Origin of the sequence: Pantoea sp. B65 (genome assembly GCF_047308185.1) — a bacterium.
Classification (GTDB): domain Bacteria; phylum Pseudomonadota; class Gammaproteobacteria; order Enterobacterales; family Enterobacteriaceae; genus Erwinia.
Genome location: NZ_JAHXPU010000011.1, coordinates 328899 through 355363 on the forward strand (window position 1 = coordinate 328899; position 26465 = coordinate 355363).

Below are 26465 nucleotides of genomic sequence, written 5' to 3' on the forward strand. Positions count from 1 at the left end.
TCAGTATAGTTGGCAAAACTCAGGGGTTTGATGACGGAGTGGTTACAGGAGAGAAGAAATGCCGGACAGGGAATGCCGGTGCCGCTGGCACCGACATGGTTTCAGACTAAAATCAGGGTGTTCTGGTACTTTTTCAGGACATCCGCCAGCCGTTTTACCGGCTCGGTAACGCTAACCGGCGCCTTATAGACCAGCAGCTTCTCCTGATATTGATCGAGCTCGCTCAGCAGACGCTCAAAGTAGTAGCGCCGTTTGTCGTCGCTGCGGGCGGCAATCACCCGATCGGCGGTATAGCGTAACTGCTTATGGAACACGGAGAGATCGGCATTAATCGGAATATCCGCGGTACGTAAGCGCTGATGACCAATAATCAGCGTCAGCGCCAGACGATACTTATCAATATCGGCGGGGAACAAATTCAGCAACATAAACAGCTGCTGATACAGCGCCGGCAGATGGTTCTCATTGCGCCGCGCCTGGTTGGTGGTCATCGCCGACACCGCCGCATACATAAAGCGATTCAGCAGTGTACGGGCGATACGCGCCTTTGAGGTATCACGAATCAGCAGGATCACCATCAGCCCGATAAAACAGCCAATCACCTGACCTAACGCACTGTCGAGAAACACTTTGAACTGAAAAGTCATCGGATTATCCAGCACCAGAATGTTCAGGGTACCGACAAAGGCGCCGAGTGTACCGATTTGGCGGCGCTGGATAAAGATACCGGCGACAAACGCCAGACCACCAATAGCAATCGACAGCAGCACCATACTCTGCTGGGTGGCGGGCATAATCACCAAAAAGTACAGCGCGCCCAGCGGTACCGCCACGCTCATACCGTAGAGAAAGTCTTTCGCCATCATTAACGGATTCGGCATACGCATCGCCAGGGCGGTGATCACCGCCAGCATGACCATACAGCCGCTGCCCGAGGTCCAGCCGGTATACAGCCAGAATAATGAGCCTAACGCCGTCGCCACAAAAGTACGAATCCCGTTAATCAACGCATGGTGGGTTTCAGCAGATTTCGCTTTGATCACCACGTCATCGCCGAGGATCTCCTCCTCGGTTTTGCTAATACGGCTGTTAGTATGAATTCCCTTCAGCAGCAACAGGTAACGGGTGGCGGCCCCGACCCAGCTGGCGACAGTAAGCGGCGTCTGTTTACTGCTGCTGGCAGCAATCACCCGGCGCATCAGCTTCATTCGTTTATGCACGTCGTTGACGCTATGCACGTCTTTTTCAAATAATAATTTATATTGTGGCGGCAGGTAATTCGGACGGCTGTTCTGTATCAGGAAAGTCTCCGCCGCCTGGGTAATCAGCATCAACGACAGCGTTTGCAACGCTTTTAAACGCCGGCTAACCTTCTGCCAGCGGGAGGACTCCATCATCAGGTTGCTGCGCATACCGTTCAGGGCATTGGTGCGTCGCACCAGATTGCTCCAGGATTTATCAACCTCTTCTTTATCGCCATGGGCGATACACAATTGCAGCAGCTTGTAATGATCCACCAGCAGCGCTTCAATTTCGCGGTCGATATCGTTTTTCACCGATCGCGGTGAAAACAGCAGATCGGCAAGCACCGCGCAAACAATACCAATCACAATTTCGCTGCAACGCTCCACCGCAAACTGCGGGGCCAGCAGCAGTGAACCATTAGCATCAACGCTCACCACAATAATCAGCGCGGTATAACCCGCAAGCCCCAGCGCGTAGGAGTTCTCCACTTTAATCAGCGACGACAGCCAGACACAGGCTCCGGCCCATAAACAGCACAGCAGCAGCATCACAACCGGCGCGCGGATGGTGCAGATCATAATCACCAGCGCGGCAAGACAGCCCAGAAAGGTACCGATAATACGCAGCATGCCACGATAACGCAGCGCGCCGGAGAAAGGGTCGCCACCGGCGGCAAAGGCGGTCCCCCCGGCAACAATGCCGGCGGTCATTACCGCCCAGCGCGGCGTTTCCAGATTAAAATGAAAGCCGATAAACAGCGCCATCACCACCGCACAGGTGAGTTTTAACGGGAAGCGCAGCCGTTCAAAGGTTAAGCCTTGCATAGCGCCCCCGCTTAACCGAACTCACGTAAGCGTTGTAAAAACCGGGTCATCGGCGGCAGCTGATCGCGGGTACGGTCAACCGTCCCGGTGATGACGATCGTCGCCGTGGTCCCGGAGGGGTACAGATTGCCTGGCTGCTGATCAAGGCGAATTTTCACCGGCACACGCTGCGCCAGCCGTACCCATTCAAGGTTTGAATCGATGGTTGCCATCCCTTTACTGTCGACGGTACTGCTGCTGTTGTTAACCCCCGCCGCAACGCTATCGACCGTACCACGCAGCACAATATTGCTACCCAGCGGAGTGATTTCCACCCGATATCCCGGACGTACGCCTGGCAACTTGGTCTCTTCCATATAAGCCAGCAGATAGAAACTATCCTGTTTCACCAGCGCCACTGCCGTGGATCCGCGGGTAATAAATTCACCGCCGTGCACATTCAGGTTGGTGATCCAGCCGTTAGCCGGCGCGCGGATCACGGTACGATCGAGATCCAGCTGTGCCAGATCGCGCGTCGCCTGAGCTTTCGCTAATTGATGCTCGCTGGTTTGCAGATCATTATTGGATTGATCGATCGATTCGCGTGACATGGCCTGCACGCCAAGCTGATTACGGCGACCGGCTTCGCGGCGCTTCTCACTCACCAGCGACTGGTAGTAAGCGACATCGGCCTGCGCTTCATCTAATGCTTTCTGGAAACGCGGCATATCAATGGTGAACAACACGTCACCCTGCTTCACCAGCTGGTTATCCTGCACCCGCACTTCGGTGATCAGGCCGCTGACATCGGGAGCGATAGCCACCACATCAGCCGTAAATTTGGCGTCACGTGTCCATGGGGATTCGGTATAGAACACCCATGCACGGAAAATAACAACGATGGCGATGATAACCAGAGCGATGGTGATCGCATAACGAGCGGTTTTTCTTATTAGAGCTTTCACTATAACCTCAGACGAACAGACGTGATACCAGGTAGAACAGACAGCAAAACAGTGCCGTATTAAACAGTGCCGGATGCCAGACTAAATCATAAATGCCGCTGGGCATCAGCACACGTCGCACCAGCCAGAACAACATCAGCGCCACGAGAAGTTCAAAAAATATCGGTGGAAACGACAGTCCAAACACCACAATAACCGGAAGCACACTCATCTCTTATCCTTTTGCATACAGTGCCGGGAGTCCCGTAAAGCCAAAATGGTGCGACTCCCGTGATTCTGGGGGCGTGCGCGTTACCGATTGATGATGGTCGGGCAACAGGTAAAGTGTCAGACGAAAATCAGAACCGTTACTTAATGATAGATTACCATTAAGTAATCTCGACAAAGGGTGAGGCACCAGACGGTGACCCGGCAGCCATATAGTAACGCTGATGACTATATGTTTTCTACAAATTGTGATCTAAATCACTTTTAAGCCAGAGTGAATAATGGAAAGACTAAAAGGCATGTCGGTTTTTGCCAAAGTGGTTGAATTAGGTTCGTTTACTGCGGCTGCGCGTCAGTTGCAGATGAGTGTTTCCGCTATCAGTCAAATCGTGGCCAAACTGGAAGATGAGCTGCAGGTAAAGCTGCTGAATCGCAGTACCCGGAGTATCGGCCTGACGGAAGCCGGGAAAATTTATTTCCAGGGCTGTCGGCGCATGCTGTCGGAAGCACAGGAGGTGCATGAACAGTTGTATGCTTTTAACAATACTCCGATCGGCACCCTGCGCATTGGCAGTTCGTCGACCATGGCGCAAAATGTTCTCGCCACCATGAGCGCCGAGATGCTGCGCGAGTATCCCGGCCTGACGGTTAATCTGGTTACCGGCATTCCGGCGCCTGATTTGATCGCCGATGGTCTCGACGTGGTGATCCGCGTCGGCGCGTTGCAGGACTCCAGCCTGTTCTCCCGACGCCTCGGCTCAATGCCGATGGTAGTATGCGCGGCGAAAAGCTATCTGGCGCAACATGGCGCGCCGGAGAAACCGGGAGATATCGGCAATTTTTCCTGGCTGGAATATAGCGTGCGTCCTGATAATGACTTTGAACTGATCTCGCCGGAGGGGGCGTCGATTCGCATTTCGCCGCAGGGACGTTTTGTTACTAATGATTCGCAGACCCTGATACGCTGGCTGAAAGCCAGTACCGGCATCGCTTATGTACCGCTGATGTGGGTGATTGATGAAATTAATGCCGGACAGGTGGAGATTCTGTTCAGCCGCTATCAGTCCGATCCCCGGCCGGTGTATGCGGTTTATACCCAGAAAGACAAGCTGCCGCTGAAGGTACAGGTGTGCATTAATTATCTGACGGAATATTTTAAACAGGTGGCCAATATCTATCAGGAGCACCGTAAACGCTGATTAGCCCTTAACGCGGATAGAAAGCATGGTCAGGGCGGGGTTTACTCCGCCCGGAAAATGCAAATTACCGTCAGGATGAAATCAGGCGGTACCGCCAACCGTCAGCTTATCCAGTTTCAGCGTAGGCTGACCGACACCCACCGGCAAGCTTTGCCCCTCTTTGCCACAGACGCCGACGCCTTTATCCAGCGCCAGGTCATTGCCTACCATCGAGATTTGTTGCATCGCCTCAATACCGGAACCGATCAGCGTGGCGCCTTTCACCGGTTTGGTCACTTTGCCGTTTTCAATCAGATAGGCTTCTGAGGTGGAGAAAACAAACTTACCGGAAGTGATATCCACCTGACCGCCACCAAAGTTTGGCGCATACAGGCCATATTCCACACTTTCGATAATATCCTGCGGTGTGGATTTACCCGCCAGCATATAGGTGTTGGTCATGCGTGGCATCGGCAGATGCGCATAGGACTCACGACGACCATTGCCGGTTGGCTTAACCCCCATCAGACGGGCATTGAGCTTGTCCTGCATATAGCCTTTCAGAATACCGTTTTCAATCAGCACGTTGTACTGGCCGGGCACCCCTTCATCATCAATAGCCAGCGAACCGCGCAGACCGGCGAGGGTGCCATCATCAACCACGGTACAAAGTTCGGAAGCCACCAGTTGGCCCATATGGCCACTGAATACCGAAGTCCCGCGACGGTTAAAGTCGCCTTCCAGACCATGGCCCACGGCCTCATGCAGCAGCACTCCCGGCCAGCCAGCGCCCAGCACTACCGGAATCGAACCCGCAGGCGCCGCAACCGCAGAAAGATTAATTAACGCCATACGCACCGCTTCACGTGCCCAGGCTTCCGCACGTACTTCGCCGTTTTCGTCGGCAAGGAAGAATTCGTAGCCGCTACGGCCGCCGCCGCCGCTGGAACCGCGCTCGCGCTTGCCATCATCTTCCACCTGCACGCTGACTGACAGGCGCACCAGAGGACGCACATCCGCCGCCAGCGTACCGTCGGTCGCTGCCACCAATACCAGTTCATACACTCCCGTCAGGCTGGCAGTCACTTCCTGCACGCGTTTATCAGCAGCGCGCGCCGCGCTATCCACACGGTGTAACAGGGCGATCTTCTCTTCACGTGACAGGCTCTGTAACGGATCCAACGCCGGATAAAGCAGGCGGTGATCCACCGCCCCAGGGATTTTGCTTTTGCCGTCACCCTGTTCACGCACGATGCTACGCGCGGCATGGGCACTTTGCGTCAGTGCATTCAGGGTAATCTGGTCAGCATAGGCAAAGCCGGTTTTTTCCCCGCTCACCGCGCGCACACCAACACCCTGATCGATATTGTATGAACCATCTTTGATGATGCGGTCTTCCAGCACCCATGATTCGTGATAACTGGCCTGGAAATAGAGATCGGCGTAATCCAGTCGACGTTCTGAAAGCTGCCCCAGAAGGGAAAATAGATCCTGATGATTAATATTGTTAGCAGTTAGTAACTGCTCACTTACCAGATTCAGACTCATCGTTTCTCACTTATTTGATATGGTGCAAATCTCCGACGCGGGCGGCATAAAGCCGCCCCTACAGTAAGCCTGCGATAAATCCGCGGCCCCGTCAAATTCACTTTGCGCTGTTTTCACGCGGTTTGCGCAGTACTTCGTTAATTTCCGGCTTATCAATCGGCCCGCTAATGTGATAGCGCAGCACTGAAATTTTATTCCACAGCGGCGCCAGCACCTTGCTGGCAGCAAATACCGCGGCGCCAATTACCGGATTGACGACAAAGGCCGCAGCAACCCCGACGGTCGCCGAGATTTCCGGCGCCACTACCGCTTCCATATCGATATTACGCTTCACCAGGTCCATTTTGCCCTGCATCGCAATATCGGCTTCCAGCCCGTCTACCAGCAGATTATCGGTGTGCATTACACCATCTTCGATCCATGCAGTGCCATTAATCGAATCAAAGTAGAAGCCCTGGCCAAAGGTATCGCTGAAGTCGAGACGCAGTTTACGCAACAGCGCATCGAAGCTGACCAACCGTAACAGCTGACCGGTACGACCGGTATTAACATCAGCGATCTCCCCTTTACCAAAATGGCTTTTCAGCACGCCACTCAGGGTCTCTTCCGATGGCTGCCACGGTACGGAGCGCCAGTGCAGGTCGTAGTCGATATTGAAAGGTGCGTCGCGTAATGGCGTGTTAATACCAAACCAGTTCGACGCATCATCAATTTTCTTACCGCTTAACTGGCCCTTGAGCGAGGTGCGCTGCTCGCCCGCACGGTTAACCCATTCGCCAGCGATGGTTAAACGCGCGCTGCCGCTATCAATCAAACCATTCTTCAGCGTCAGAGTATCGCGGTCCGGTGTCAGATTGGCCTGCATGCGACCAAATTTCTGCCCGCGTAGCCAGCACTCATCGCAGGTGATATCCAGTGCCGGCCAGCGACTGAAATCAAGGGTGGTGCCATTATCCGGTAATAACGTGTTGCCACTGCCGGCGCTGCTGGCAAATTGTGGATTGTAATAGAGATAATCGAAGTGCGCCCGCCAGCTGGCATTGGTCGGGATGGTCAGACTCCCTTTCACTTCCCGCCCCTGCGCCTGAATTGTCGTGCCGCCGCCGGTTGTCTGACTGATGGTGGCTTCCAGATCGCGCCACTGCTGGCCCGCCAGCGTCAGAGATGGCGTGCGCAGAATAATATTGCCCGGCAGGGAGCTGCGCCCGGCTTGCTCTTCACTGCTGCCGGCCATCAACCCCAGCCAGGCTTCGCCGTCCAGCGCTGGCAAATTTAACACCATACCGGAGACATCCGGCAGCTTTGGCGTGGTCTTACTGTCGTTTACCAGGATGCCACGATCAACGCGCGGACGCTCTCCCAATAGCCAGCGGCTGTTAAAACGGTGCCGGTCACCCAGTATGCCGCTGAGCTCAAAACTCTGCAGGTTGCCGTTGGCACTGACTTTCACCGGCAATGCACTACCCGCCGTTTTATCCAGCGGAGAAGGTAAGTGACTACTCACACTTTTCAGATCGCCGTCAACATCAACCTGATACTTTGCCCCGCCCTGATGCGGCAGCGTCACCGCAACCTTTCCGTTCCACGCCGCGCTGCCTTTCAGCTGACTGGCAATCTGTTTCGGTACCGCTTTGATCTGTGCTGGCTGCCAGTCACCCTTCAGATTGACGCCAATCTGATAATCTTTTTCACCTTCAACGGTATTAAAGTTGACGCCAAGCGGCTGACCAAACCAGCTGGCGCTCATATTTTCGCTTTTCAGATTGCCATTATCATAGCGAAAACGGCCGGTGAGCTGTGTCAGAGTACTCTGCAGCGGTTTTATCAGCAGCGTATTGTTATGCAGCGCCACTTCGCCACTGGCGCGCACCTGCTGACCATCCAGCGGAATATCAAGATGTAAGCGACCACTTACATCCCCGCCCACCTGCAGTTCATCAAGGGCGGCTCCCAGCGATGACTTCAGCGGCGACTGCTTAAAATAGTTGCGTATTTCTGGTCCGGCGCCGCTAATATCGCCGTCGATAATCAGTTTCTCTTTCAGATAGTCCGGGATCACCGCCGTGATGTTTTTCCCCTGTACTTTACCCAGCATGGTCTGCGGCGCATTCATCCACAAACCATCATTAAGAAAGTCGAGATCAATCGCCAGATTTTCCAGCGCCGGCCAGCCGGGTTCAAACTCGTACAGCGCATTGCGCAGCGGTACCCACACTTCAAACATGCCATCGTTATGTTTAAACGGAAATTTGTTGGGGTCACCGGCAAAGGTCAGCGTTGCATTTTGCACCTGACCACCTTTAATCGCGCCACTCAGATAATCGGTCAGAGACTTACCCATGAATGGCTCAGGAAAGTAACGCCAGGCGTCAGCGGCGTCAGTCAGGTTAATACCGGCGAGAATATCAAGACGTGGCGGCTGGTTAGCCGGCTGGCTGTAGTTAAAATCGCCGTGGGTCCACAGTGAGCGCGCCTGCACATCGAGATCTTTACCACTTAAGCTAAAGCCCCGATCGCTGTAGCGCCAGTCAATCGCCCCGGTTGCGCGCCTGATCTCCAGCGGAGCACGGAACATAGCGCCGTAGGGTAAGCTGGCATCCGTCAGCCGCAAATCGAGACGACCATGCGCCACACTACCGGAAAGTGAACCGCTAAAATGCTCCATCCCCGGCAGTAACTCCCACTGCTGCCAGCTCAGATCGCGCCATTTAGCGAGGAAACGCGCCTGTTCCGGTTGTTTCATTGGCACATCAATCGCCAGCGCATCAATTTGCCCACGTGGTTGGATCGCGCGCCAGTTTTCCTGCAGCTGCGGCGATAAGCGGGAAAACAGCGACACCAGTGGTTCAAGACGCTGTAAGTCGAGCTTTGTCGCCCGGACCCGCAACTCTTCATTGTGATCCGGCCCCGGCAGGATGCCATTTTCCGGCTGCCATAATAGTGAGAACTGCCCCTGCGGCCAGGCTTCATCATCGGTTTTCAAATTGGTTTGCGGTACTTTAACCGACCAGCCGCTGTTCACTCGCGTCACATGCGCCGTGACGTTATCCACATCCAGCCGATGCGCACGCCGGTCGCCCTGCCAGCCAGCGCCGCCCTTTTTCAGCCAGATATCGCCGGCATATACTTCGCCCTGCTTCAGGCTTAGCCAGGCCGCGAGACTAAAGCGGGCGCTATCCAGACTGGTATTATCGCGCATCCACTGTCCAAGCCACGGCTTCACATCCACATCGTCTGCCTGCATCCAGACGCGACCATTATTCAGCAAACCGTTGTTGTCATTCAGATCGAGACGCACCTGCACCACGCCGTGCTGACCGGTAAAGCTGGAAAGGCTCACCTCACCTTCCGCACGATGGCGCGTTTTTTCATTCAGCCAGGTCAGTTTCGGGATCGCCAGTTCGGCGCGCTGGCCGGAGGGGGTAAGAAAGCTGATGCTGCTGTCACGCAGGTCGAAGTGGTCAAACTGACGTAAAAACAGGTCGCTGATCTGATCGGCTTTCAGGCTGGTGCTGTTGTTCGCGCTCTCCACCAGCGGGGAGTTGGTGGTGAGATGCATCTGCCAGAAGGTAAGATCGCGGAACTGCCAGCGGGCGTGCAGCAATGACTGCCAGATATCCAGCGCCAGCGTCACACGGTCGATTTTCAGTCTGCCGCCATCCTTTAACCCGACATTAAGATCTCTGATCTCCAGTGTCGGGCCAAAATTTTGCCAGTTTCCCTGCAAACTGCTGGCGGCAATCGATAAATCACTGGCAGAGGAGATTTTGCCGAGGATAGCGGCGCGATAGCTGTCCATGTGAGGCATGGCTAAGCGTAAGCCACTGACCAGTAGCGCAACGATGACAATTAATGCTGCGCCTGTTAATAACAGGATCCTGGGCAACTGCCTCACTCATATCTCCTTGCGTATACCCTGCCATGCGGGCGGCATAAATTACCCCCCTGGATCTCTATCCCAGGGGCCATTACTGACTCCCGCTCTGCAAATCTTACATCATCACCACATCGAACTGCTCCTGAGTGTAGAGCGGCTCAACCTGAACTTTAACCTGCTTCCCGACGAAAATCTCCACTTCCGCCAGCGCATGTGACTCTTCACTCTTCAACGCCTCCCCTACTGCCGGCGACACATAGACGAGGAAGCGGTCGGAATCATAGGCATGATGCACGCGCACAATCTCACGCATAATCTCATAGCAGACGGTTTCGATGGTTTTTAACGTCCCGCGCCCTTTACATACCGGACAGTCATGGCAGAGCACATGCTCAATGCTTTCCCGGGTACGTTTGCGCGTCATCTCCACCAGCCCCAGTTGCGAGAAGCCGTTAATACCGGTTTTCACCCGATCTTTGCTCAGGGCGGTTTCCAGCGAATGCAATACACGCCGGCGATGCTCTTCATTACTCATATCGATAAAGTCGATAATAATAATGCCGCCGAGATTACGCAGCCGCAGCTGACGGGCAATCGCCTGAGTGGCTTCAATATTGGTGTTGAAGATGGTTTCATCAAGATTGCGGTGGCCGACAAACGCGCCGGTATTAATATCAACAGTGGTCATCGCCTCGGTCTGATCGATAATCAGGTAACCACCGGACTTCAGTTCCACCTTACGATCCAGCGAGCGCTGAATTTCGTTTTCCACATCATAGAGATCGAAGATCGGCTGTTTGCCGGTATACAGTTCCAGCTTCTCGGTCATTTCCGGAATGTATTCACTGGTGAACTCGACCAGATGCTCGTAGGTGAGACGCGAGTCGATACGGACCCGATCGAGCGCCTCACCGGCAAAGTCACGCAGCACGCGTTGCGACAACGCCACTTCGCCATACAGGCGGCAGCGCGTTTGATTACGCTTTTTACGTTCAATGACTTTGGTCCACAGACGCTTAAGGAAGGCGGCATCGGAAGCCAGCTCCACTTCACCGACACCTTCCGCTGCGGTGCGAATAATATAGCCGCCCAGCTCGTCACAGTAGGCAGAAACCACCGCTTTCAGACGATCGCGCTCTGCTTCGCTTTCAATACGCTGCGATACGCCAACATGCGAGGCCCCGGGCATAAACACCAGGTAACGCGACGGCAACGTGATATCGGTGGTTAAACGCGCGCCCTTGGTGCCCAGCGGATCTTTCACCACCTGTACCATCAGATCCTGCCCCTGACGCACCAGCTCGGAGATATCACGCACGCTGAAATTTTTCTGCTCTTCACCGGCAACGCATTCGGTATGCGGCATAATGTCTGAAGCATGCAAAAAGGCGGCTTTATCGAGACCAATATCGACAAACGCCGCCTGCATACCCGGCAACACCCGGCTGACACGTCCTTTATAGATATTGCCTACAATACCGCGACGCGCTTCGCGCTCAATATGAATCTCTTGCAGAATCCCACCATCGATGTACGCAACCCGTGTTTCTGATGGTGTGACGTTAACCAGCAATTCAGCCGTCATGTTATCCTCTCAGTTCACGCAGTGACTGGAAGTGGCTGAACAGTTCTGCTGTCTCAACCAGAGGGAGTCCGACAACTGCGTGATAACTGCCGTTAATTTTTCTGACAAAGTTGCCGCCAAACCCCTGAATACCATATGCCCCGGCTTTATCCATCGGTTCGCCACTGGCCACATAGCCGGCAATATCATCGGCTGATAAAGTGCGGAACGTGACGTCGGTAGTCACCAGGCAATCAACTAATTGTTGCCGATCGGCCAGCGCGACGGCGGTCATCACCTGATGGGTGGCTCCGGAAAGTTTAGTCAGCATTTCGCTGGCATGCTGTTGATCTTTTGGCTTTTCCAGAACTTCGCCGTTCAGTACTACGATAGTATCAGCGCCCAATACCGGTAAATTCCGCGCGGCAACCGCGACGCCTGCCAGCGCTTTATCACGCGCCAGCCGCAACACATACTGTTCAGCGCTTTCGCCAGCGCGACGCAGTTCTTCGACTTCCGTCGACAGTGGTTCAAAGCGCAGACCAAGCTGCGTCAGCAGTTCACGGCGGCGTGGTGAACCGGAAGCAAGATACAGGGATAGCATAGTTTTCCTTATTGAACAGCGAATTGACGGCGGATCTTTCTCATCAATAAGAATAGCCAGGGCCATAAAACCCCGTCGACTACACTGCTCCAGAAAATTTCCGGTCGGAATGACACATTGATAACCAGGAATTCGGCCCAGAAAACAATCACATCCATCGCCAGTGACAGCACCATAACCATTAATGCTTGCTGCCACAATGCTAAGTTACGGAAAAGCTGGAATTTAAAGGCCACCAGGTAGGCGACAATACTGAGCGCCAGCGCACGCACCCCAAGGGTAGAACCGGAGATGAGGTCCATAATCCCCCCCATCAGGAAACCGCTGCCAACATTTACCCGATGTGGCAACGCCAGTACCCAGTAAATCAGAATCAACAGCAGCCATGAAGGCCGGAACATATAGAATTGATCCGGCCATGGCATAATTTGCAGCACCAGCGCCACCAGAAACGAGAGCCAGATAACCCAGCGACCATGGCTGCGATAGCTACTCAAGGCTGGCCTCCACGGCCTGTGGCGTTTGCCGGGCGACGGTTACTGGCAGGCGGATGGCTGCTCGCAGGCGTGTGTCTGGCGGCTGGCGGCGTCGCACTACCGCTAGCGGCCGCCGGCGGCGTTGCCGGAGCCGGTTGTGCTGCCGGAGCCGGCGGCCCCATTGCGTCGGCAGGCGGCAGAACCTGCGGCATCATCTGCATCAGACGTTCGTTTGCCACCCGATGCACCTCATCCGGCGCCATTGGCATGTCGCCACGGCTGTCAGCCCCCCACAGCAGCAACAGATAGCGCAAGCGTTGCAGACCCGCGGTTGGCCGCGCCTGAATCACCGTGTAGGCGCGTTGCGTATCCACTTTCACCGACGAGACTACCCCGACCGGATAACCTTCCGGGAAGCGCCCGCCCAGGCCGGAGGTGACCAGCACATCACCGACGCGAATATCAATATTACCCGGCAGATGTTCCAGCTGCAGATCTTCCGTACAGCCGTTACCGGCAGCAATCACGCGGATATCATTACGCAGCACCTGGATCGGCAACGCATGGGAAGCGTCACAAATCAGCAAGACCCGGCTGGTAAGTTTACCTACCGCAATCACCTGACCGACCACCCCTTTATCACTGATCACCGGCTGGCCTTCGTAAACGCCATTAATACTGCCTTTATCGATAACCATCTGATCGGTGTAGGGATCGGTACCCGCGGAGATCACCTGCGTGACCATTTTGTGCTCGTCCTGACGCAATGGCGAGCCAAGCAGTTCACGCAGACGCGCGTTCTCCTGCTTAAACTGACCCAGCATCAACAGCTCACTGTTTTTTAGAAAGAGTTCGCGATGCAGCGCTTTGTTTTCCAGCTCTAACTGCTGGCGGGAGGCCAAGGTTTCAGAAACATTGTCCAGAATTTGACGTGGCCCGTTGGCCAGGAAGTAGAATGGACTGACGGCAGTGTCCATATAGGTACGAATTTGGGTAAATGACCCCATTCGGCTGTCGGCAACGATCACTCCAATTGCCACGATAACCGCCAAAAAGAGGCGTAACTGCAGGGAAGGCCCCCTGCTGAAAATCGGCTTCATAAACGCAGCGTATTCCTCGACATCAAGAAAAGGGAGTGCCGGCCTGACCAGCACTCCCCTGGCAGATTATTCTTCGCTGAACAAATCGCCGCCGTGCATGTCGATCATTTCCAACGCTTTACCACCGCCGCGTGCGACACAGGTCAGCGGATCTTCAGCGACGACCACCGGAATACCGGTCTCTTCCATCAGCAGACGATCGAGGTTACGCAGCAATGCGCCACCTCCGGTGAGCACCATACCGCGCTCGGAAATGTCGGAAGCCAGTTCCGGCGGGCACTGTTCCAGTGCGACCATTACCGCACTGACGATGCCGGTTAACGGCTCCTGCAGTGCTTCAAGAATTTCGTTGGAGTTCAGCGTAAAACCACGTGGCACACCTTCGGCCAGGTTACGTCCACGCACTTCAATTTCACGAACTTCGTCACCCGGATAAGCTGAACCGATTTCGTGTTTGATACGTTCCGCGGTGGCTTCACCAATCAGTGAACCGTAGTTACGGCGCACATAATTAATAATAGCTTCATCAAAACGGTCACCACCGATACGCACGGAAGAGGAGTAAACCACGCCATTCAGCGAGATCACCGCCACTTCAGTAGTACCACCACCAATGTCCACCACCATTGAACCGGTCGCTTCGGAAACCGGCAGACCGGCACCGATTGCGGCAGCCATTGGCTCTTCAATCAGGAAAACTTCGCGCGCGCCTGCACCCTGGGCAGATTCGCGGATGGCACGGCGTTCAACCTGCGTTGCGCCGACCGGGACGCACACCAGCACTCGTGGGCTGGGGCGCATAAAACTGTTGCTATGAACCTGCTTGATAAAATGCTGCAGCATTTTCTCAGTCACGAAGAAATCGGCGATAACGCCATCCTTCATTGGGCGAATCGCGGCGATATTGCCCGGCGTACGGCCCAGCATCTGTTTTGCATCATGACCTACAGCCGCTACGCTCTTTGGGGAGCCAGCGCGGTCCTGACGAATAGCAACGACAGAAGGTTCATTAAGAACAATACCCTGTCCTTTCACATAAATAAGGGTATTGGCGGTACCCAAGTCGATGGACAAGTCGTTGGAAAACATGCCGCGAAATTTTTTAAACATACTAAAGAATAATCCTGCAAGCTGGGGGCGAAAAATAAAATCCGCTTACTTTACCAACCACACGAAGCAGCCACAAGGCGCAAAAACATTCTACTTCGGTGAAAAATCACGCAATCTCTCGCTTGTGACATAACCGCAAAAGCGACACTGCAACTGCGTGCCTGAATTCAGGCGCTGTGCTTATTAAATATGGGCTGGCAAGCGGACATAACATACACAAACTTTAACATTTTTCAGGTTTCATCGGTTCACCGACGAAGCCGCCTCGAACCACAACCGCGCGGCTATTCTACGTGAAATCGCGGTTAACGGCAGACTAAACTCGATATCTTTGCGAATATTTTTTCACATTGCTGTTAACCGGCTGAGAGGAGGCAAAAAAGTCGCCCTGACCGCCTGCGACCCCCAGCCCCGACAACGCCTGCCATTCGGCCCGCGTTCTGACTCCCGCGGCAAAAACACGCGTCGGCGTCGCCCTGCATACCTCGATCAAACTTTGCACAAACAGCTGATTTTCCGTACGCCGCTCAATATCACGCACCAGCGCCGGATGCAGTTTAATAATTTCCACCTTAAACTGCTTCAGATAGGCGGTACTCACTACTGTCAGCCCGGCCTGATTTACCGCGATACGACAGCCAAAGCCCTGCAGCAAACGAAACACCGGCTGCAGCCGATTGATGTGTTGACACACATCTGCTTCCGCAAGTTCAAATAAAAAGCGTTTTCTTTGCATTTTAGAGCATTGCAACAATGTATCGCGCAGCCAGCGCTGGAACGGGCGCTGCAGCAAGGCGTCGACAGTGACCGGCATCGCCAGCGTTTCGTCCGGCCAGACACTGAGCAACGTCATAATACGCGTGATCATCTGACGGTCATAACTCTCGGCCATTCCCATCTGTTGAACCAGCGGCATATATTCTGCCGCCGCCAGCTCGACCTCACCATCAAAAATGCGCGGCAGCATCTCGCGGTGATGTACCAGCCCTTCGCGCGTCACCGCCGGCTTCTGATACAGGCGTGGGCCGCCAAGGGTCAGAGTATGCTCCAGCAGGGTGCGCCATTTCACGCTGCCACGCCCGGTCTCGCTGACGTTACCGTCACCAACCGACCAGTTATTGCCCCCCAACAACGCCGCATGACGGGTGGCCACTTCAACATTTTCCATCACCTGTTGCGTAGTTTGCCCGCTTCGCCAGGCGCTGATACCGATATGGATCATATCTTCGCGATCCAGCATGCGCGTCGGCGGTAATGAATCGACTGCGGTAATCAGCTGGCTGGCAATGTTGCCGGCGTCTTTCAGCGAGCGGTGCGGCAGCAACACGGCAAAATCGCTGCGGAAATAGCGTGCCAATAGCGCCCCCGGATAGCGCATCACAAATGTCGACAACATATTGACCAGATCAAACAGATAATCCTCAGCCACATTGTTGCCGCTGCGTTCACGCAGAGTGTCGAAATCCGGTACGCGGATCATCATCACCACGCCATGGGCACCGACGTCTTCCGCATCTTCCAGCAGGGTAGCCAGCTGATTATCAAAAAACAGTCGGTTGTTCAGCCCGGTTTTCGCATCCTGCGCCGCAAAAGCGCGAATCAGCGTATCGACCCGAATACGCTGTTCACCCGCCTCCTGCAGATCGTTGAGCAACAGATCGATGGCGCTGCTGGCTTTCGCCGGCCATTCGTGAATCGACCCCCGCCCGACGCTGGCGCGCTCGCCCATAATCACTTTTTGCGCCCGACTCTCCAGACTCTCCAGCCCCTTTAACTGGCGGTAAAGCCAGCGGTGCGAGAGCAGTAAAATTAGCAGCATAATGCTGGCAACCACGATCACCGCGATCATCGTCGAGGTGCCAATAAACGAACGGAACCAGGTGTTCGCCGGGTCAAGCCAGACTATACGCACGGTCAGGGCGGGATGTTTCAGCAGCGGGATTTCCGCCTGGCGAAAGCGGTTGGGTTCATCTTCAATTAACGCGTTCTGATGACGTTGCAGCGACAGTTGCGTGCGCACGCTATCGTGAATATCGATACGTTCTATATTGAGGGGAGGCATCATTCTGCGCAGCCAGGGTTCAAGGCTGGCAATCGGTTCGTTGATCAGCGCCAGATCAATCTCGGTAACCATGGTTTGCACACGGTTTTCCACCCGCTGATTGCTGAGATAGAAGAAGCTGAGCGCGCAGCCGGTTAACATAAGCAACATTGCCAGTGCGCTGAGCAATGCTATAAACGCAGATAGTTTGGTAGTTAATCGCATCCCTGTGCCTTTTAACTGCGGTTATAAGAGAAGCCAGTAACCGGTCGCCATACTATCCGCAGGTTAATGGCCGTCAATAATCGGCTTTCTGATCTATCAGAATCGGCTTAACGAGAGAAAATAGCACACCCTGATGTGCTTTTGTTTGCGCACCGACAGGAAGCGCCTTTTTTTGGCGAGTATAGTCGCAGGGACTACATTTTTAGCAGATCAGTGCACGCTTTCAGGAGATTCTTATGCAGGCATTACTATTAGAACAGTCCGAGGGAAAAACGCTCGCCGCAGTAAAAACCGTTGCCACGGAGCTGTTACCCGCAGGCGACGTCACGGTAGATGTGGAGTGGTCAGGCATTAACTACAAAGATGCGCTGGCAATAACCGGCAAGGGAAAAATTATCCGCAACTTCCCAATGGTTCCGGGTATTGATTTCGCCGGCCACGTGCGCCAGAGCGAAGACCCGCGCTTCCATGTCGGCCAGTCGGTGCTGCTGACTGGCTGGGGAGTGGGTGAGAATCACTGGGGAGGTCTGGCAGAACAGGCGCGGGTAAAAGGTGACTGGCTGGTGCCGATGCCGGAAGGATTAGATGGCCGCAGGGCGATGATTATCGGTACCGCTGGCTTTACCGCCATGCTGTGTGTGATGGCGCTGGAAGAGGGTGGCGTCACCCCGGAAAGCGGTGAGGTGGTGGTAACGGGTGCCAGCGGCGGCGTCGGCAGTACAGCCGTTGCCCTGCTTAGCGCCCTGGGTTATCGCGTAGCGGCTGTCAGTGGCCGGGAAACCACCCATGATTATTTGCGTCAGTTAGGCGCCAGCGAGATTTTGCCGCGCAGTGCTTTCAGTGGCGATACCCGTCCGCTGGATAAACAGCGCTGGGTCGGGGCGATTGATACCGCTGGCGATCGGGTACTGGCCAGCGTACTGGCGCAAATGCACTATAACGGCACCGTTGCCGCCTGTGGTCTGGCGGGCGGCTTTGCACTGCCGACCACGGTGATGCCTTTTATTCTGCGCAATGTGCGTCTGCAAGGGGTGGATTCGGTGATGACGCCAGCAGCACGCCGCATTGCGGCGTGGAAACGCCTGCTGAAAATTCTGCCGGAGACATTTTATCAGCAGGCCACCACCGAGGTTCCGCTGGCACAGGCGGCCGATGCCGCCGCGCGCCTGTTAAATAACCAGATCACCGGTCGTACGCTGGTGAAAATTCGCTAAGCGATGAGGGATGCGAGGGAACGCGTCCAGGAAATTTCATATTTTCCGCGAATAACTCGCCAGTTTTCGCCGCATATATCATGCTGAACAGAATTCCTCCCCCTGCCCGAGGGCATTCTGATGAAGCCTGTGAACAAATTAACTGAAGCGGATGTGACGCCGGAGAGCGTCTTTAACCAGCGTCGTCGCGATATTCTGAAAACTCTGGGCCTGACCGCCGCCACTCTGACACTGCCGCGGGCAGCTCATGCCGATGTTTTGTCGTGGTTTAAAGGTAACGACCGTCCCCCTGCGCCGGCGGGTAAGGCCCTCGACTTCAGTAAACCCGCTGCCTGGCAGGCCGATTTGCCGTTAACCCCCGAAGACAAAGTGACGGGTTATAACAACTACTATGAGTTTGGCCTTGATAAGGCCGATCCGGCGGCGAATGCCGGCACGCTGAAAACCAGCGACTGGAAAATCCGCATTGATGGTGAAGTGGCTAAACCGCTGACGCTGGATATGGATGATATTCTGAAGCGTTTTCCCCTCGAACAGCGTATTTATCGCATGCGTTGCGTGGAAGCCTGGTCGATGGTGATCCCCTGGGTCGGATTTGAACTGGGTAAGCTGCTGAAAGCGGCTGAACCCACCAGCAACGCCCGTTTTGTCGCCTTCCAGACGGTGTATGCTCCCGATCAGATGCCCGGCCAGCAGGATCGTTTTATTGGCGGCGGACTGAAATATCCCTATGTTGAGGGCCTGCGCATGGATGAGGCGATGAATCCCCTGACGATGTTAACCACCGGTGTGTATGGCAAAGCACTGCCGCCGCAGAACGGCGCGCCTATCCGCCTGACGGTGCCCTGGAAGTACGGTTTTAAAGGGGCGAAGTCGATTGTACACATTCAGCTAACGCGCGATCGTCCACCAACCACCTGGAATCTGGCGGGTCCCGATGAGTATGGTTTCTATGCCAATGTGAATCCCCATGTTGATCATCCCCGCTGGTCACAGGCCACCGAGCGCTTTATCGGCTCCGGCGGTATCCTCGAGGTTAAACGTCAGCCTACCCTGCTGTTTAACGGCTATGCTGAACAGGTAGCGGCGCTGTATCACGGACTGGATTTGCGGGAGAACTACTAAGTGCGCCTGACGTTAAAACAGATTACCGCGCTGAAAGTGGTGCTGCACCTCGCCGCTTTTTTGCCGCTGCTGTGGCTGATCCTCTCTATCGATCAGGGCTGGTTCAGTGCCGATCCGGCGAAAGACATTCAGCATTTTACCGGCAGAATGGCGCTAAAATTGCTGCTGGGCACGCTGCTGGTGACGCCGCTGGCGCGCTTTGGGAAACAACCCTTGCTGATCCGCACGCGGCGTATGCTCGGACTGTGGTGTTTTGCCTGGGCTACGCTGCATTTAATCAGCTATTCAGTGCTGGAACTGGGCATCAGCAACCTGCGTTTGCTCGGTCAGGAGCTGGTGACACGCCCGTATCTGACCTTAGGGATTATCAGCTGGTTGCTGCTGCTGGCGCTGGCGCTAACTTCGTTTCAGCTGGCGCAGCGTAAACTGGGTAGCCGCTGGCAGACCTTGCATAATTTCGTCTATCTGGTGGCGATCCTCGCGCCCATTCACTATCTTTGGTCAGTGAAGATTTTGTCGCCACAACCACTGATCTACGCGCTTATTGCGCTGATCTTGCTGGTATGGCGGTATAAAAAATTCCGCAAATGGCTGCCAAAATAATCTCTGATACTGTGTTCCAGCCCGCATATCCGCAGACAACCGGGCGTCATCTCCGGGACGCAGTTGATAATCTTCGCTGATAAGACCAGTATTTAGCTGCTAATTGCAACGAAATCGATATAATGCCCGCCTTTGCTGGTGACGAGAGACCAATTTTCATCTGGAAAGGTGACAAATGGATTTTCACAAGGTATTTTACGCGTTGCCTCAATTATCGCAGGAGATAGCAGCAAGATGGCAGTCAACTTTCATATTCTGCTTTTGAACGGTCCCAACCTGAACATGCTGGGCACCCGTGAGCCTGAAAAATACGGTAACACCACATTAGCCGAGATCGTCAGCGATTTGACCACTCAGGCTGAGGCGCTGAATGTAAAACTCAGCCATCTCCAGTCGAACGCTGAACATGTGTTAATTGAGCGCATTCACCAGGCAAAAGACAATGTCGATTATATCGTCATCAACCCGGCGGCATTCACTCATACCAGCGTAGCCATTCGTGACGCTCTGCTGGCGGTAAGCATTCCGTTTATCGAAGTGCATCTCTCCAATGTGCATGCACGCGAGCCTTTTCGCCACCATTCATATCTGTCTGATATTTCTGCAGGCGTGATCTGTGGACTTGGCGTCGACGGTTATTCCTGGGCTTTACAAACGGCAGTAAAACGCCTGTCACATTCTAATTAAACAGAGTACGGAACCAAACTCATGGATATTCGTAAGATAAAAAAACTGATCGAACTGGTTGAAGAATCAGGCATCGCTGAACTGGAAATTTCTGAAGGTGAAGAGTCCGTTCGTATCAGCCGTTCACCTGCCAACATGGGCTACCCAATGATGCAGCAGGCTTACGCTATGCCTGCTCCGCAGCCAGCGCTGGCTACCGCGGTAGCACCAGCGGCGGCACCGGTAATGGAAGTGCCGGCAGCAGCTGAGATCAGTGGCCACATCGTACGTTCCCCAATGGTCGGTACCTTCTACCGCACGCCAAGCCCGGATGCGAAAGCATTTGTGGAAGTGGGCCAGAAAGTGAATGCAGGTGACACCCTGTGCATCGTTGAAGCGATGAAAATGATGAACCAGATCGAAGCCGATAAATCCGGCGTTGTGAAAGCGATTCTGGTCGAAAGCGGTCAGCCAGTTGAGTTTGACGAGCCGCTGGTAGTCATCGAATAACGAGGCGAACCATGCTGGATAAAATTGTAATTGCTAACCGTGGTGAGATCGCGCTGCGTATTTTGCGTGCCTGTAAAGAACTGGGTATCAAAACTGTCGCGGTGCACTCTGTCGCGGATCGCGATCTGAAACACGTACTGCTGGCTGACGAAACCGTGTGTATCGGTCCGGCGCCATCGGTCAAAAGCTATCTGAATATTCCTGCGCTGATCTCCGCTGCCGAAATTACCGGCGCGGTGGCGATTCACCCGGGTTATGGCTTCCTGTCTGAAAATGCTGATTTTGCTGAGCAGGTTGAGCGTTCAGGCTTTATTTTTATCGGCCCGAAAGCCGACACTATCCGTCTGATGGGCGACAAAGTGTCAGCAATCAGTGCGATGAAAAAAGCCGGCGTCCCTTGTGTACCGGGTTCTGATGGCCCGCTGGGCGATGACATGGACAAAAACCGTGCCTTCGGTAAGCGTATCGGCTATCCGGTGATCATCAAAGCCTCTGGCGGCGGCGGTGGTCGTGGTATGCGTGTGGTGCGTCAGGAAAAAGATCTGGAACAATCCATTAATATGACCCGTGCGGAAGCGAAAGCCGCTTTCAACAACGATATGGTCTATATGGAGAAGTATCTGGAGAACCCACGCCACGTTGAGATCCAGGTACTGGCTGACGGCCAGGGCAATGCGATCTATCTGGGTGAACGTGACTGCTCTATGCAGCGTCGTCATCAGAAAGTGGTTGAAGAGGCGCCAGCACCGGGCATTACCAGCGAAATGCGCCGTTTTATCGGTGAGCGTTGCTCTAAAGCCTGCGTCGAAATCGGCTATCGTGGTGCGGGTACTTTTGAGTTCCTGTACGAAAACGGCGAGTTCTATTTCATCGAAATGAACACCCGTATTCAGGTTGAACACCCGGTTACCGAAATGATTACCGGCGTTGACCTGATTAAAGAACAGCTGCGTATTGCTGCCGGCCAGCCGCTGTCAATCAGACAGGAAGATGTGACGATCAAAGGCCACGCGGTGGAATGCCGTATTAACGCCGAAGATCCGAACTCCTTCCTGCCAAGTCCGGGTAAGATTACCCGTTTCCACGCACCGGGCGGTTTCGGTGTGCGCTGGGAGTCGCATATTTACGCCGGTTACACCGTACCGCCGTATTATGACTCAATGATTGGTAAGCTGATCACTTACGGTGAAAACCGTGATGTGGCGATTGCTCGTATGAAGAATGCGCTGGCTGAGCTGATTATCGACGGCATTAAAACCAACGTCGAACTGCAGATGCGGATTATGTCTGACGAAAACTTCCAGCAAGGTGGGACCAATATCCACTATCTGGAGAAGAAACTCGGCCTGCAGGACTAATCCTCCTCAAGTTGCGGGTATCGTTATCAAGGCCGGTCTGACCGGCCTTTTTCTTTCTTATTTTTTACTGCGTTATCGGGTGAGGATGAGTTATGGATGCACGTTTTGTGCAGGCGCATAAAGAAGCGCGCTGGTCGTTTGCACTGGCAGTGCTCTATCTGGCCGCCTGGGCATTAAGCGCCTGGTTGGGGGGTAATGAGCCAGGCTTCACCGGCCTGCCGCGCTGGTTTGAGGTTTCCTGTGTCTGGGTGCCATTACTGTTTCTGGCGCTTTGCTGGCTGATGATTCGCCACGTTTTCCGCGATATTTCGCTGGAGGATCAGCGTGAAAATTGAAATCCTCCTGCCGCTGCTGGGTTATTTACTGCTGGTCGCCGGATTATCCATCTATGCGATGCGCAAACGCCGTGCCGGCGCGTTTCTTAACGAATATTTTCTGGGTAGTCGCTCAATGGGCGGCTTCGTATTAGCTATGACGCTGACCACGACCTATATCAGCGCCAGCTCGTTTATTGGTGGCCCGGGCGCCGCCTATAAATATGGTCTGGGATGGGTACTGCTGGCGATGGTGCAGGTCCCTGCGGTCTGGTTATCACTGGGGGTGCTGGGTAAGAAGTTCGCTATTCTGGCACGTCGTTATAACGCGGTGACGCTTAATGACATGCTGTATGCGCGCTATCGCAGCCCGCTACTGGTGTGGCTGGCCAGCCTGAGTCTGTTGGTAGCATTTATCGGCGCCATGACAGTGCAGTTTATCGGCGGCGCACGCCTGCTGGAGACGGCCGCTGGCATCCCTTACGATACCGGACTGTTAATCTTTGGCGTCACCATTGCGCTGTATACCGCTTTTGGCGGTTTCCGCGCCAGTGTACTGAACGATGCCATGCAGGGACTGGTAATGCTGGCAGGGACTTTCCTGTTGCTGTTCGCCGTGATCCACGCCGCCGGCGGCATGCATGCGGCACTGGATAAGCTACAGCAGATCGATCCGCACCTGCTCGCGCCGCAAGGGGTGAATAATATCATCAGCCCGACGTTCCTCGCCTCTTTCTCGGTACTGGTGTGCTTTGGTGTGATTGGCCTGCCACATACTGCCGTACGCTGCATCTCTTACAAAGACAGCAAAGCGGTGCATCGCGGCATCATTATCGGCACCATTGTCGTGATGGTCCTGATGTTTGGTATGCATCTGGCCGGCGCACTGGGACGGGCGGTACTGCCGGATCTGAAAATTCCCGACCAGGTGATCCCGACACTGATGATCACGGTACTGCCGCCGTTTGCCGCCGGGATCTTTCTTGCCGCGCCGATGGCGGCGATTATGTCGACGATCAATGCCCAGTTGCTACAATCCTCGGCGACGATCGTCAAGGATCTCTATTTGCGGATGCGCCCGCAGCAAATGGAAAATGAGCCGCTGCTAAAACGCATGTCCGGCATGATTACGCTGGTGCTTGGATTACTATTATTGCTGGCGGCATGGAATCCGCCCGATATGATTATCTGGCTTAATCTGCTGGCGTTTGGCGGCCTCGAGGCGGTGTTCCTCTGGCCGCTGGTGCTGGGGCTGTACTGGGAAAAAGCCAATGCGGCGGGAGCGCTGAGCGGTATGATTGTCGGTGCCGTCATCTACACGCTGTTAGCCAGCTTTAATGTGCAGCTGCTGGGCTTCCATCCGATTGTCCCCGCGCTACTGCTTAGCCTGATCGCCTTTGTGATCGGCAATCTGTTTGGCCGGACGGAGACCGTGTAGGGGCGGCATTTATGCCGCCCGTGCCAATAATTGACAACGATGGTAGGGGCGGCATTGATGCCGCCCGTCTGCATGCCACAGCAAATGCATTAACCCTTTTGGAAAAAGAGAATCGCTATGCCCTGGATACAAATCAAGATTAATACTACCGGCGCGAATGCCGAAGAGCTGGGCGATGCGCTGATTGAACATGGCGCGGTATCCGTCACCTTCCAGGATACCCACGACAATCCGGTATTTGAACCGCTGCCGGGCGAAACCCGTCTGTGGGGCGATACCGATGTTATCGGTCTGTTTGACGCCGAAACCGAAATGAACGAGGTCGTCGCCGGGCTGCAGCATCACCCGCTGCTGGGCGCAGATTTCCGTCATAAGATCGAACAGATCGAAGATAAGGACTGGGAGCGCGAGTGGATGGCGAATTTCCACCCAATGCGTTTCGGCGAACGTCTGTGGATCTGCCCAAGCTGGCGCGATGTTCCGGATCCTGACGCGGTGAACGTGATGCTCGATCCCGGTCTGGCTTTCGGTACCGGCACGCACCCGACGACCGCTCTCTGTCTGGCATGGCTCGACGGTCTGGATCTGCAGGGCAAAACCATTATCGATTTCGGCTGTGGCTCCGGTATCCTGGCGATTGCGGCACTGAAACTGGGTGCGGCGCAGGCCATTGGTATTGATATCGATCCGCAGGCTATTCAGGCCAGTCGCGATAATGCCGAACGTAATGGCGTATCGGAGCGCCTGTCGCTTTACCTGCCGCATCAGCAGCCGGATAATCTCTCCGCTGACGTCGTGGTAGCCAATATCCTTGCCGGTCCGTTACGTGAGCTGGCGCCGCTGATTAGCGTGCTGCCAGTCAGTGGCGGACATTTAGGCCTTTCCGGCGTACTGGCCAGCCAGGCGGAGAGCGTTTGTGAAGCCTACGCTGACCAGTTTGACCTTGATCCGGTCGCCGAAAAAGAAGAGTGGTGTCGCATCACCGGGATCCGTCGTTAATTGTGAAACCACCAGGCACTGCGGCAATTTCATCACGGTGAAACACTGCAATGGTGCCTTCTGGCATGGCTGATATCACGTAAACCGGCAGTTATAACGTGATTAATATCGCTATATAGCTCACAAAAAAAGAAAAAACTTTGTACACAATTTCAGCGTTATTTTTTAACTAATTGTATAACAAGGGAAATTATCAGAAAGCCAACTCTGATTGTCACTTTCCTTGATCTGTGACGGTGGATTGTTCAAAGTTTGGCCTTTCATCTTCGTTAAAAAATGCGTAATATACGCCGCCTTGCGAACATATATGGTCACTTCTTTTTCATGCGCATAGGACAACACCAGCTTCGTAATCGTTTGATAGCAGCCCCGATGGCCGGGATCACCGACAGGCCTTTCAGGACGCTCTGTTATGCAATGGGAGCCGGAATGACCGTATCGGAGATGCTATCGTCAAACCCGGAAGTTTGGGCCAGCGATAAGTCCCGTTTGCGTATGGTACATAGTGATGAGCCTGGTATTCGCACCGTGCAAATTGCCGGTTGCGACCCCGATGAAATGGCACAGGCTGCGCGTTTTAATGCAGACGCTGGCGCTCAGATCATTGATATCAATATGGGCTGCCCGGCCAAAAAAGTGAATCGCAAGATGGCAGGTTCGGCACTGCTGCAACACCCTGAGCTGGTGAAGTCTATCCTCTCGGCGGTGGTGAATTCAGTTGACGTACCGGTGACCTTAAAGATTCGCACCGGCTGGGATACAGACAATCGCAATTGCGTAGAGATTGCCCAATTGGCTGAGCGCTGTGGTATTCAGGCCCTGACAATACATGGACGCACACGCGCCTGTTTGTTCAACGGTGATGCTGAATATGACAGCATTCGGACAGTTAAGCAGAACGTTTCCATTCCGGTTATCGCGAATGGAGACATTACTGACCCGCACAAAGCCAGAGCAGTACTCGACTATACGGGGGCTGATGCCCTGATGATAGGCCGTGCTGCTCAGGGAAGACCGTGGATCTTCCGGGAAATCCAGCATTATCTGGACACTGGGGAGCTGTTGGCACCGATGCCATTGGCAGAAGTTAAACGCTTGCTCATCGGGCACTTACGGGAACTGCACGACTTTTACGGTCAGCGCAAGGGATACCGTATTGCCCGGAAGCACGTCTCCTGGTATCTCCAGGAGCACGCCCCGAACGACCAGTTTCGGCGCACATTCAACGCCATAGAGGATGCCAGCGAACAGCTGGAGGCGTTGGAGGCATACTTCGAAAAACTTGCGTAAACAGA

Annotated in this window: 22 protein-coding genes; 11 read left to right on the forward strand and 11 right to left on the reverse strand. The window is 54.4% G+C overall.

Annotated features, from left to right (window positions below; all coding sequences use genetic code 11):
* Positions 1-101: 101 nt before the first annotated feature.
* The 3 genes from aaeB to aaeX are packed head-to-tail and all read right to left on the reverse strand — an operon-like array spanning position 102 to position 3224.
* Complete coding sequence (gene aaeB, locus JWF83_RS02430) at positions 102-2069, reverse strand: p-hydroxybenzoic acid efflux pump subunit AaeB (RefSeq protein ID WP_413648374.1); 1968 nt, start codon at positions 2067-2069, stop codon at positions 102-104.
* 11 nt (positions 2070-2080) lie between these two features.
* Entirely contained in the window at positions 2081-3013 is a 933-nt protein-coding gene (gene aaeA, locus JWF83_RS02435) for a p-hydroxybenzoic acid efflux pump subunit AaeA (protein WP_413648376.1), read from the reverse strand.
* Positions 3014-3020: 7 nt separating this feature from the next.
* On the reverse strand, positions 3021-3224 hold the full coding sequence (gene aaeX / locus JWF83_RS02440; RefSeq protein WP_413648377.1) for a p-hydroxybenzoic acid efflux pump operon protein AaeX: 204 nt from the start codon (positions 3222-3224) through the stop codon (positions 3021-3023).
* Positions 3225-3501: 277 nt separating this feature from the next.
* On the opposite strand from aaeX, the gene aaeR reads away from it, so the two are divergent.
* Complete coding sequence (aaeR, locus tag JWF83_RS02445; RefSeq protein ID WP_413648379.1) at positions 3502-4419, forward strand: HTH-type transcriptional activator AaeR; 918 nt, start codon at positions 3502-3504, stop codon at positions 4417-4419.
* Positions 4420-4500: 81 nt separating this feature from the next.
* On the opposite strand, the gene tldD is transcribed toward aaeR, so the two are convergent.
* From tldD to csrD, 8 genes are all read right to left on the reverse strand, one after another.
* Entirely contained in the window at positions 4501-5946 is a 1446-nt protein-coding gene (tldD, locus tag JWF83_RS02450; RefSeq protein WP_413648380.1) for a metalloprotease TldD, read from the reverse strand.
* 97 nt (positions 5947-6043) lie between these two features.
* Positions 6044-9841 carry an AsmA2 domain-containing protein YhdP gene (gene yhdP / locus JWF83_RS02455; protein WP_413648382.1) on the reverse strand — a complete coding sequence of 1266 codons (3798 nt, stop codon included), beginning with the start codon at positions 9839-9841 and terminating at the stop codon, positions 6044-6046.
* 97 nt (positions 9842-9938) lie between these two features.
* Complete coding sequence (gene rng / locus JWF83_RS02460) at positions 9939-11408, reverse strand: ribonuclease G (protein WP_413648384.1); 1470 nt, start codon at positions 11406-11408, stop codon at positions 9939-9941.
* A 1-nt stretch (position 11409) separates the two neighbouring features.
* Positions 11410-11991 (reverse strand): Maf family protein, encoded by a 582-nt coding sequence (locus JWF83_RS02465; RefSeq protein WP_413648386.1) that lies wholly within the window; start codon positions 11989-11991, stop codon positions 11410-11412.
* An 8-nt stretch (positions 11992-11999) separates the two neighbouring features.
* Positions 12000-12488 (reverse strand): rod shape-determining protein MreD, encoded by a 489-nt coding sequence (gene mreD / locus JWF83_RS02470; RefSeq protein ID WP_413648388.1) that lies wholly within the window; start codon positions 12486-12488, stop codon positions 12000-12002.
* Positions 12485-13567: a rod shape-determining protein MreC gene (gene mreC / locus JWF83_RS02475; protein ID WP_413648389.1), complete on the reverse strand. Its 1083-nt coding sequence runs from the start codon at positions 13565-13567 to the stop codon at positions 12485-12487. Before mreC ends, mreD begins: the two co-directional genes overlap by 4 nt.
* Before the next feature lie 66 nt (positions 13568-13633).
* A complete protein-coding gene (mreB, locus tag JWF83_RS02480; protein WP_003855260.1) occupies positions 13634-14677 on the reverse strand; it encodes a rod shape-determining protein MreB in 1044 nt (347 codons plus the stop codon).
* Between the two features lie 316 nt (positions 14678-14993).
* Positions 14994-16943 carry an RNase E specificity factor CsrD gene (csrD, locus tag JWF83_RS02485; protein WP_413648390.1) on the reverse strand — a complete coding sequence of 650 codons (1950 nt, stop codon included), beginning with the start codon at positions 16941-16943 and terminating at the stop codon, positions 14994-14996.
* Between the two features lie 236 nt (positions 16944-17179).
* Here csrD and JWF83_RS02490 point away from each other — a divergent pair, with 236 nt between their 5' ends.
* The 10 genes from JWF83_RS02490 to dusB all read left to right on the forward strand — a co-directional run bounded on the left by JWF83_RS02490 (position 17180) and on the right by dusB (position 26460).
* A complete protein-coding gene (locus tag JWF83_RS02490; protein WP_413648391.1) occupies positions 17180-18157 on the forward strand; it encodes an MDR family oxidoreductase in 978 nt (325 codons plus the stop codon).
* Between the two features lie 120 nt (positions 18158-18277).
* Positions 18278-19282 carry a protein-methionine-sulfoxide reductase catalytic subunit MsrP gene (msrP, locus tag JWF83_RS02495; RefSeq protein WP_413648392.1) on the forward strand — a complete coding sequence of 335 codons (1005 nt, stop codon included), beginning with the start codon at positions 18278-18280 and terminating at the stop codon, positions 19280-19282.
* Positions 19283-19885: a protein-methionine-sulfoxide reductase heme-binding subunit MsrQ gene (gene msrQ, locus JWF83_RS02500; RefSeq protein ID WP_413648394.1), complete on the forward strand. Its 603-nt coding sequence runs from the start codon at positions 19283-19285 to the stop codon at positions 19883-19885.
* 234 nt (positions 19886-20119) lie between these two features.
* Positions 20120-20572, forward strand: coding sequence for a type II 3-dehydroquinate dehydratase (aroQ, locus tag JWF83_RS02505; protein ID WP_413648396.1), 453 nt, complete (start codon positions 20120-20122; stop codon positions 20570-20572).
* Between the two features lie 21 nt (positions 20573-20593).
* On the forward strand, positions 20594-21061 hold the full coding sequence (accB, locus tag JWF83_RS02510; protein WP_413648398.1) for an acetyl-CoA carboxylase biotin carboxyl carrier protein: 468 nt from the start codon (positions 20594-20596) through the stop codon (positions 21059-21061).
* Positions 21062-21072: 11 nt separating this feature from the next.
* On the forward strand, positions 21073-22419 hold the full coding sequence (accC, locus tag JWF83_RS02515) for an acetyl-CoA carboxylase biotin carboxylase subunit (protein ID WP_413648399.1): 1347 nt from the start codon (positions 21073-21075) through the stop codon (positions 22417-22419).
* Between the two features lie 92 nt (positions 22420-22511).
* A complete protein-coding gene (locus tag JWF83_RS02520) occupies positions 22512-22754 on the forward strand; it encodes a YhdT family protein (RefSeq protein ID WP_413648401.1) in 243 nt (80 codons plus the stop codon).
* On the forward strand, positions 22744-24171 hold the full coding sequence (panF, locus tag JWF83_RS02525; protein WP_413648402.1) for a sodium/pantothenate symporter: 1428 nt from the start codon (positions 22744-22746) through the stop codon (positions 24169-24171). The genes JWF83_RS02520 and panF overlap by 11 nt, the downstream gene beginning before the upstream one ends.
* Before the next feature lie 117 nt (positions 24172-24288).
* Positions 24289-25170, forward strand: a complete 882-nt coding sequence (gene prmA / locus JWF83_RS02530) for a 50S ribosomal protein L11 methyltransferase (protein ID WP_413648403.1) — start codon at positions 24289-24291, stop codon at positions 25168-25170.
* Positions 25171-25494: 324 nt separating this feature from the next.
* The gene (dusB, locus tag JWF83_RS02535; RefSeq protein ID WP_413648404.1) at positions 25495-26460 is read left to right on the forward strand and encodes a tRNA dihydrouridine synthase DusB; all 966 of its coding nucleotides are present in this window, start codon (positions 25495-25497) and stop codon (positions 26458-26460) included.
* Positions 26461-26465: the final 5 nt, after the last annotated feature.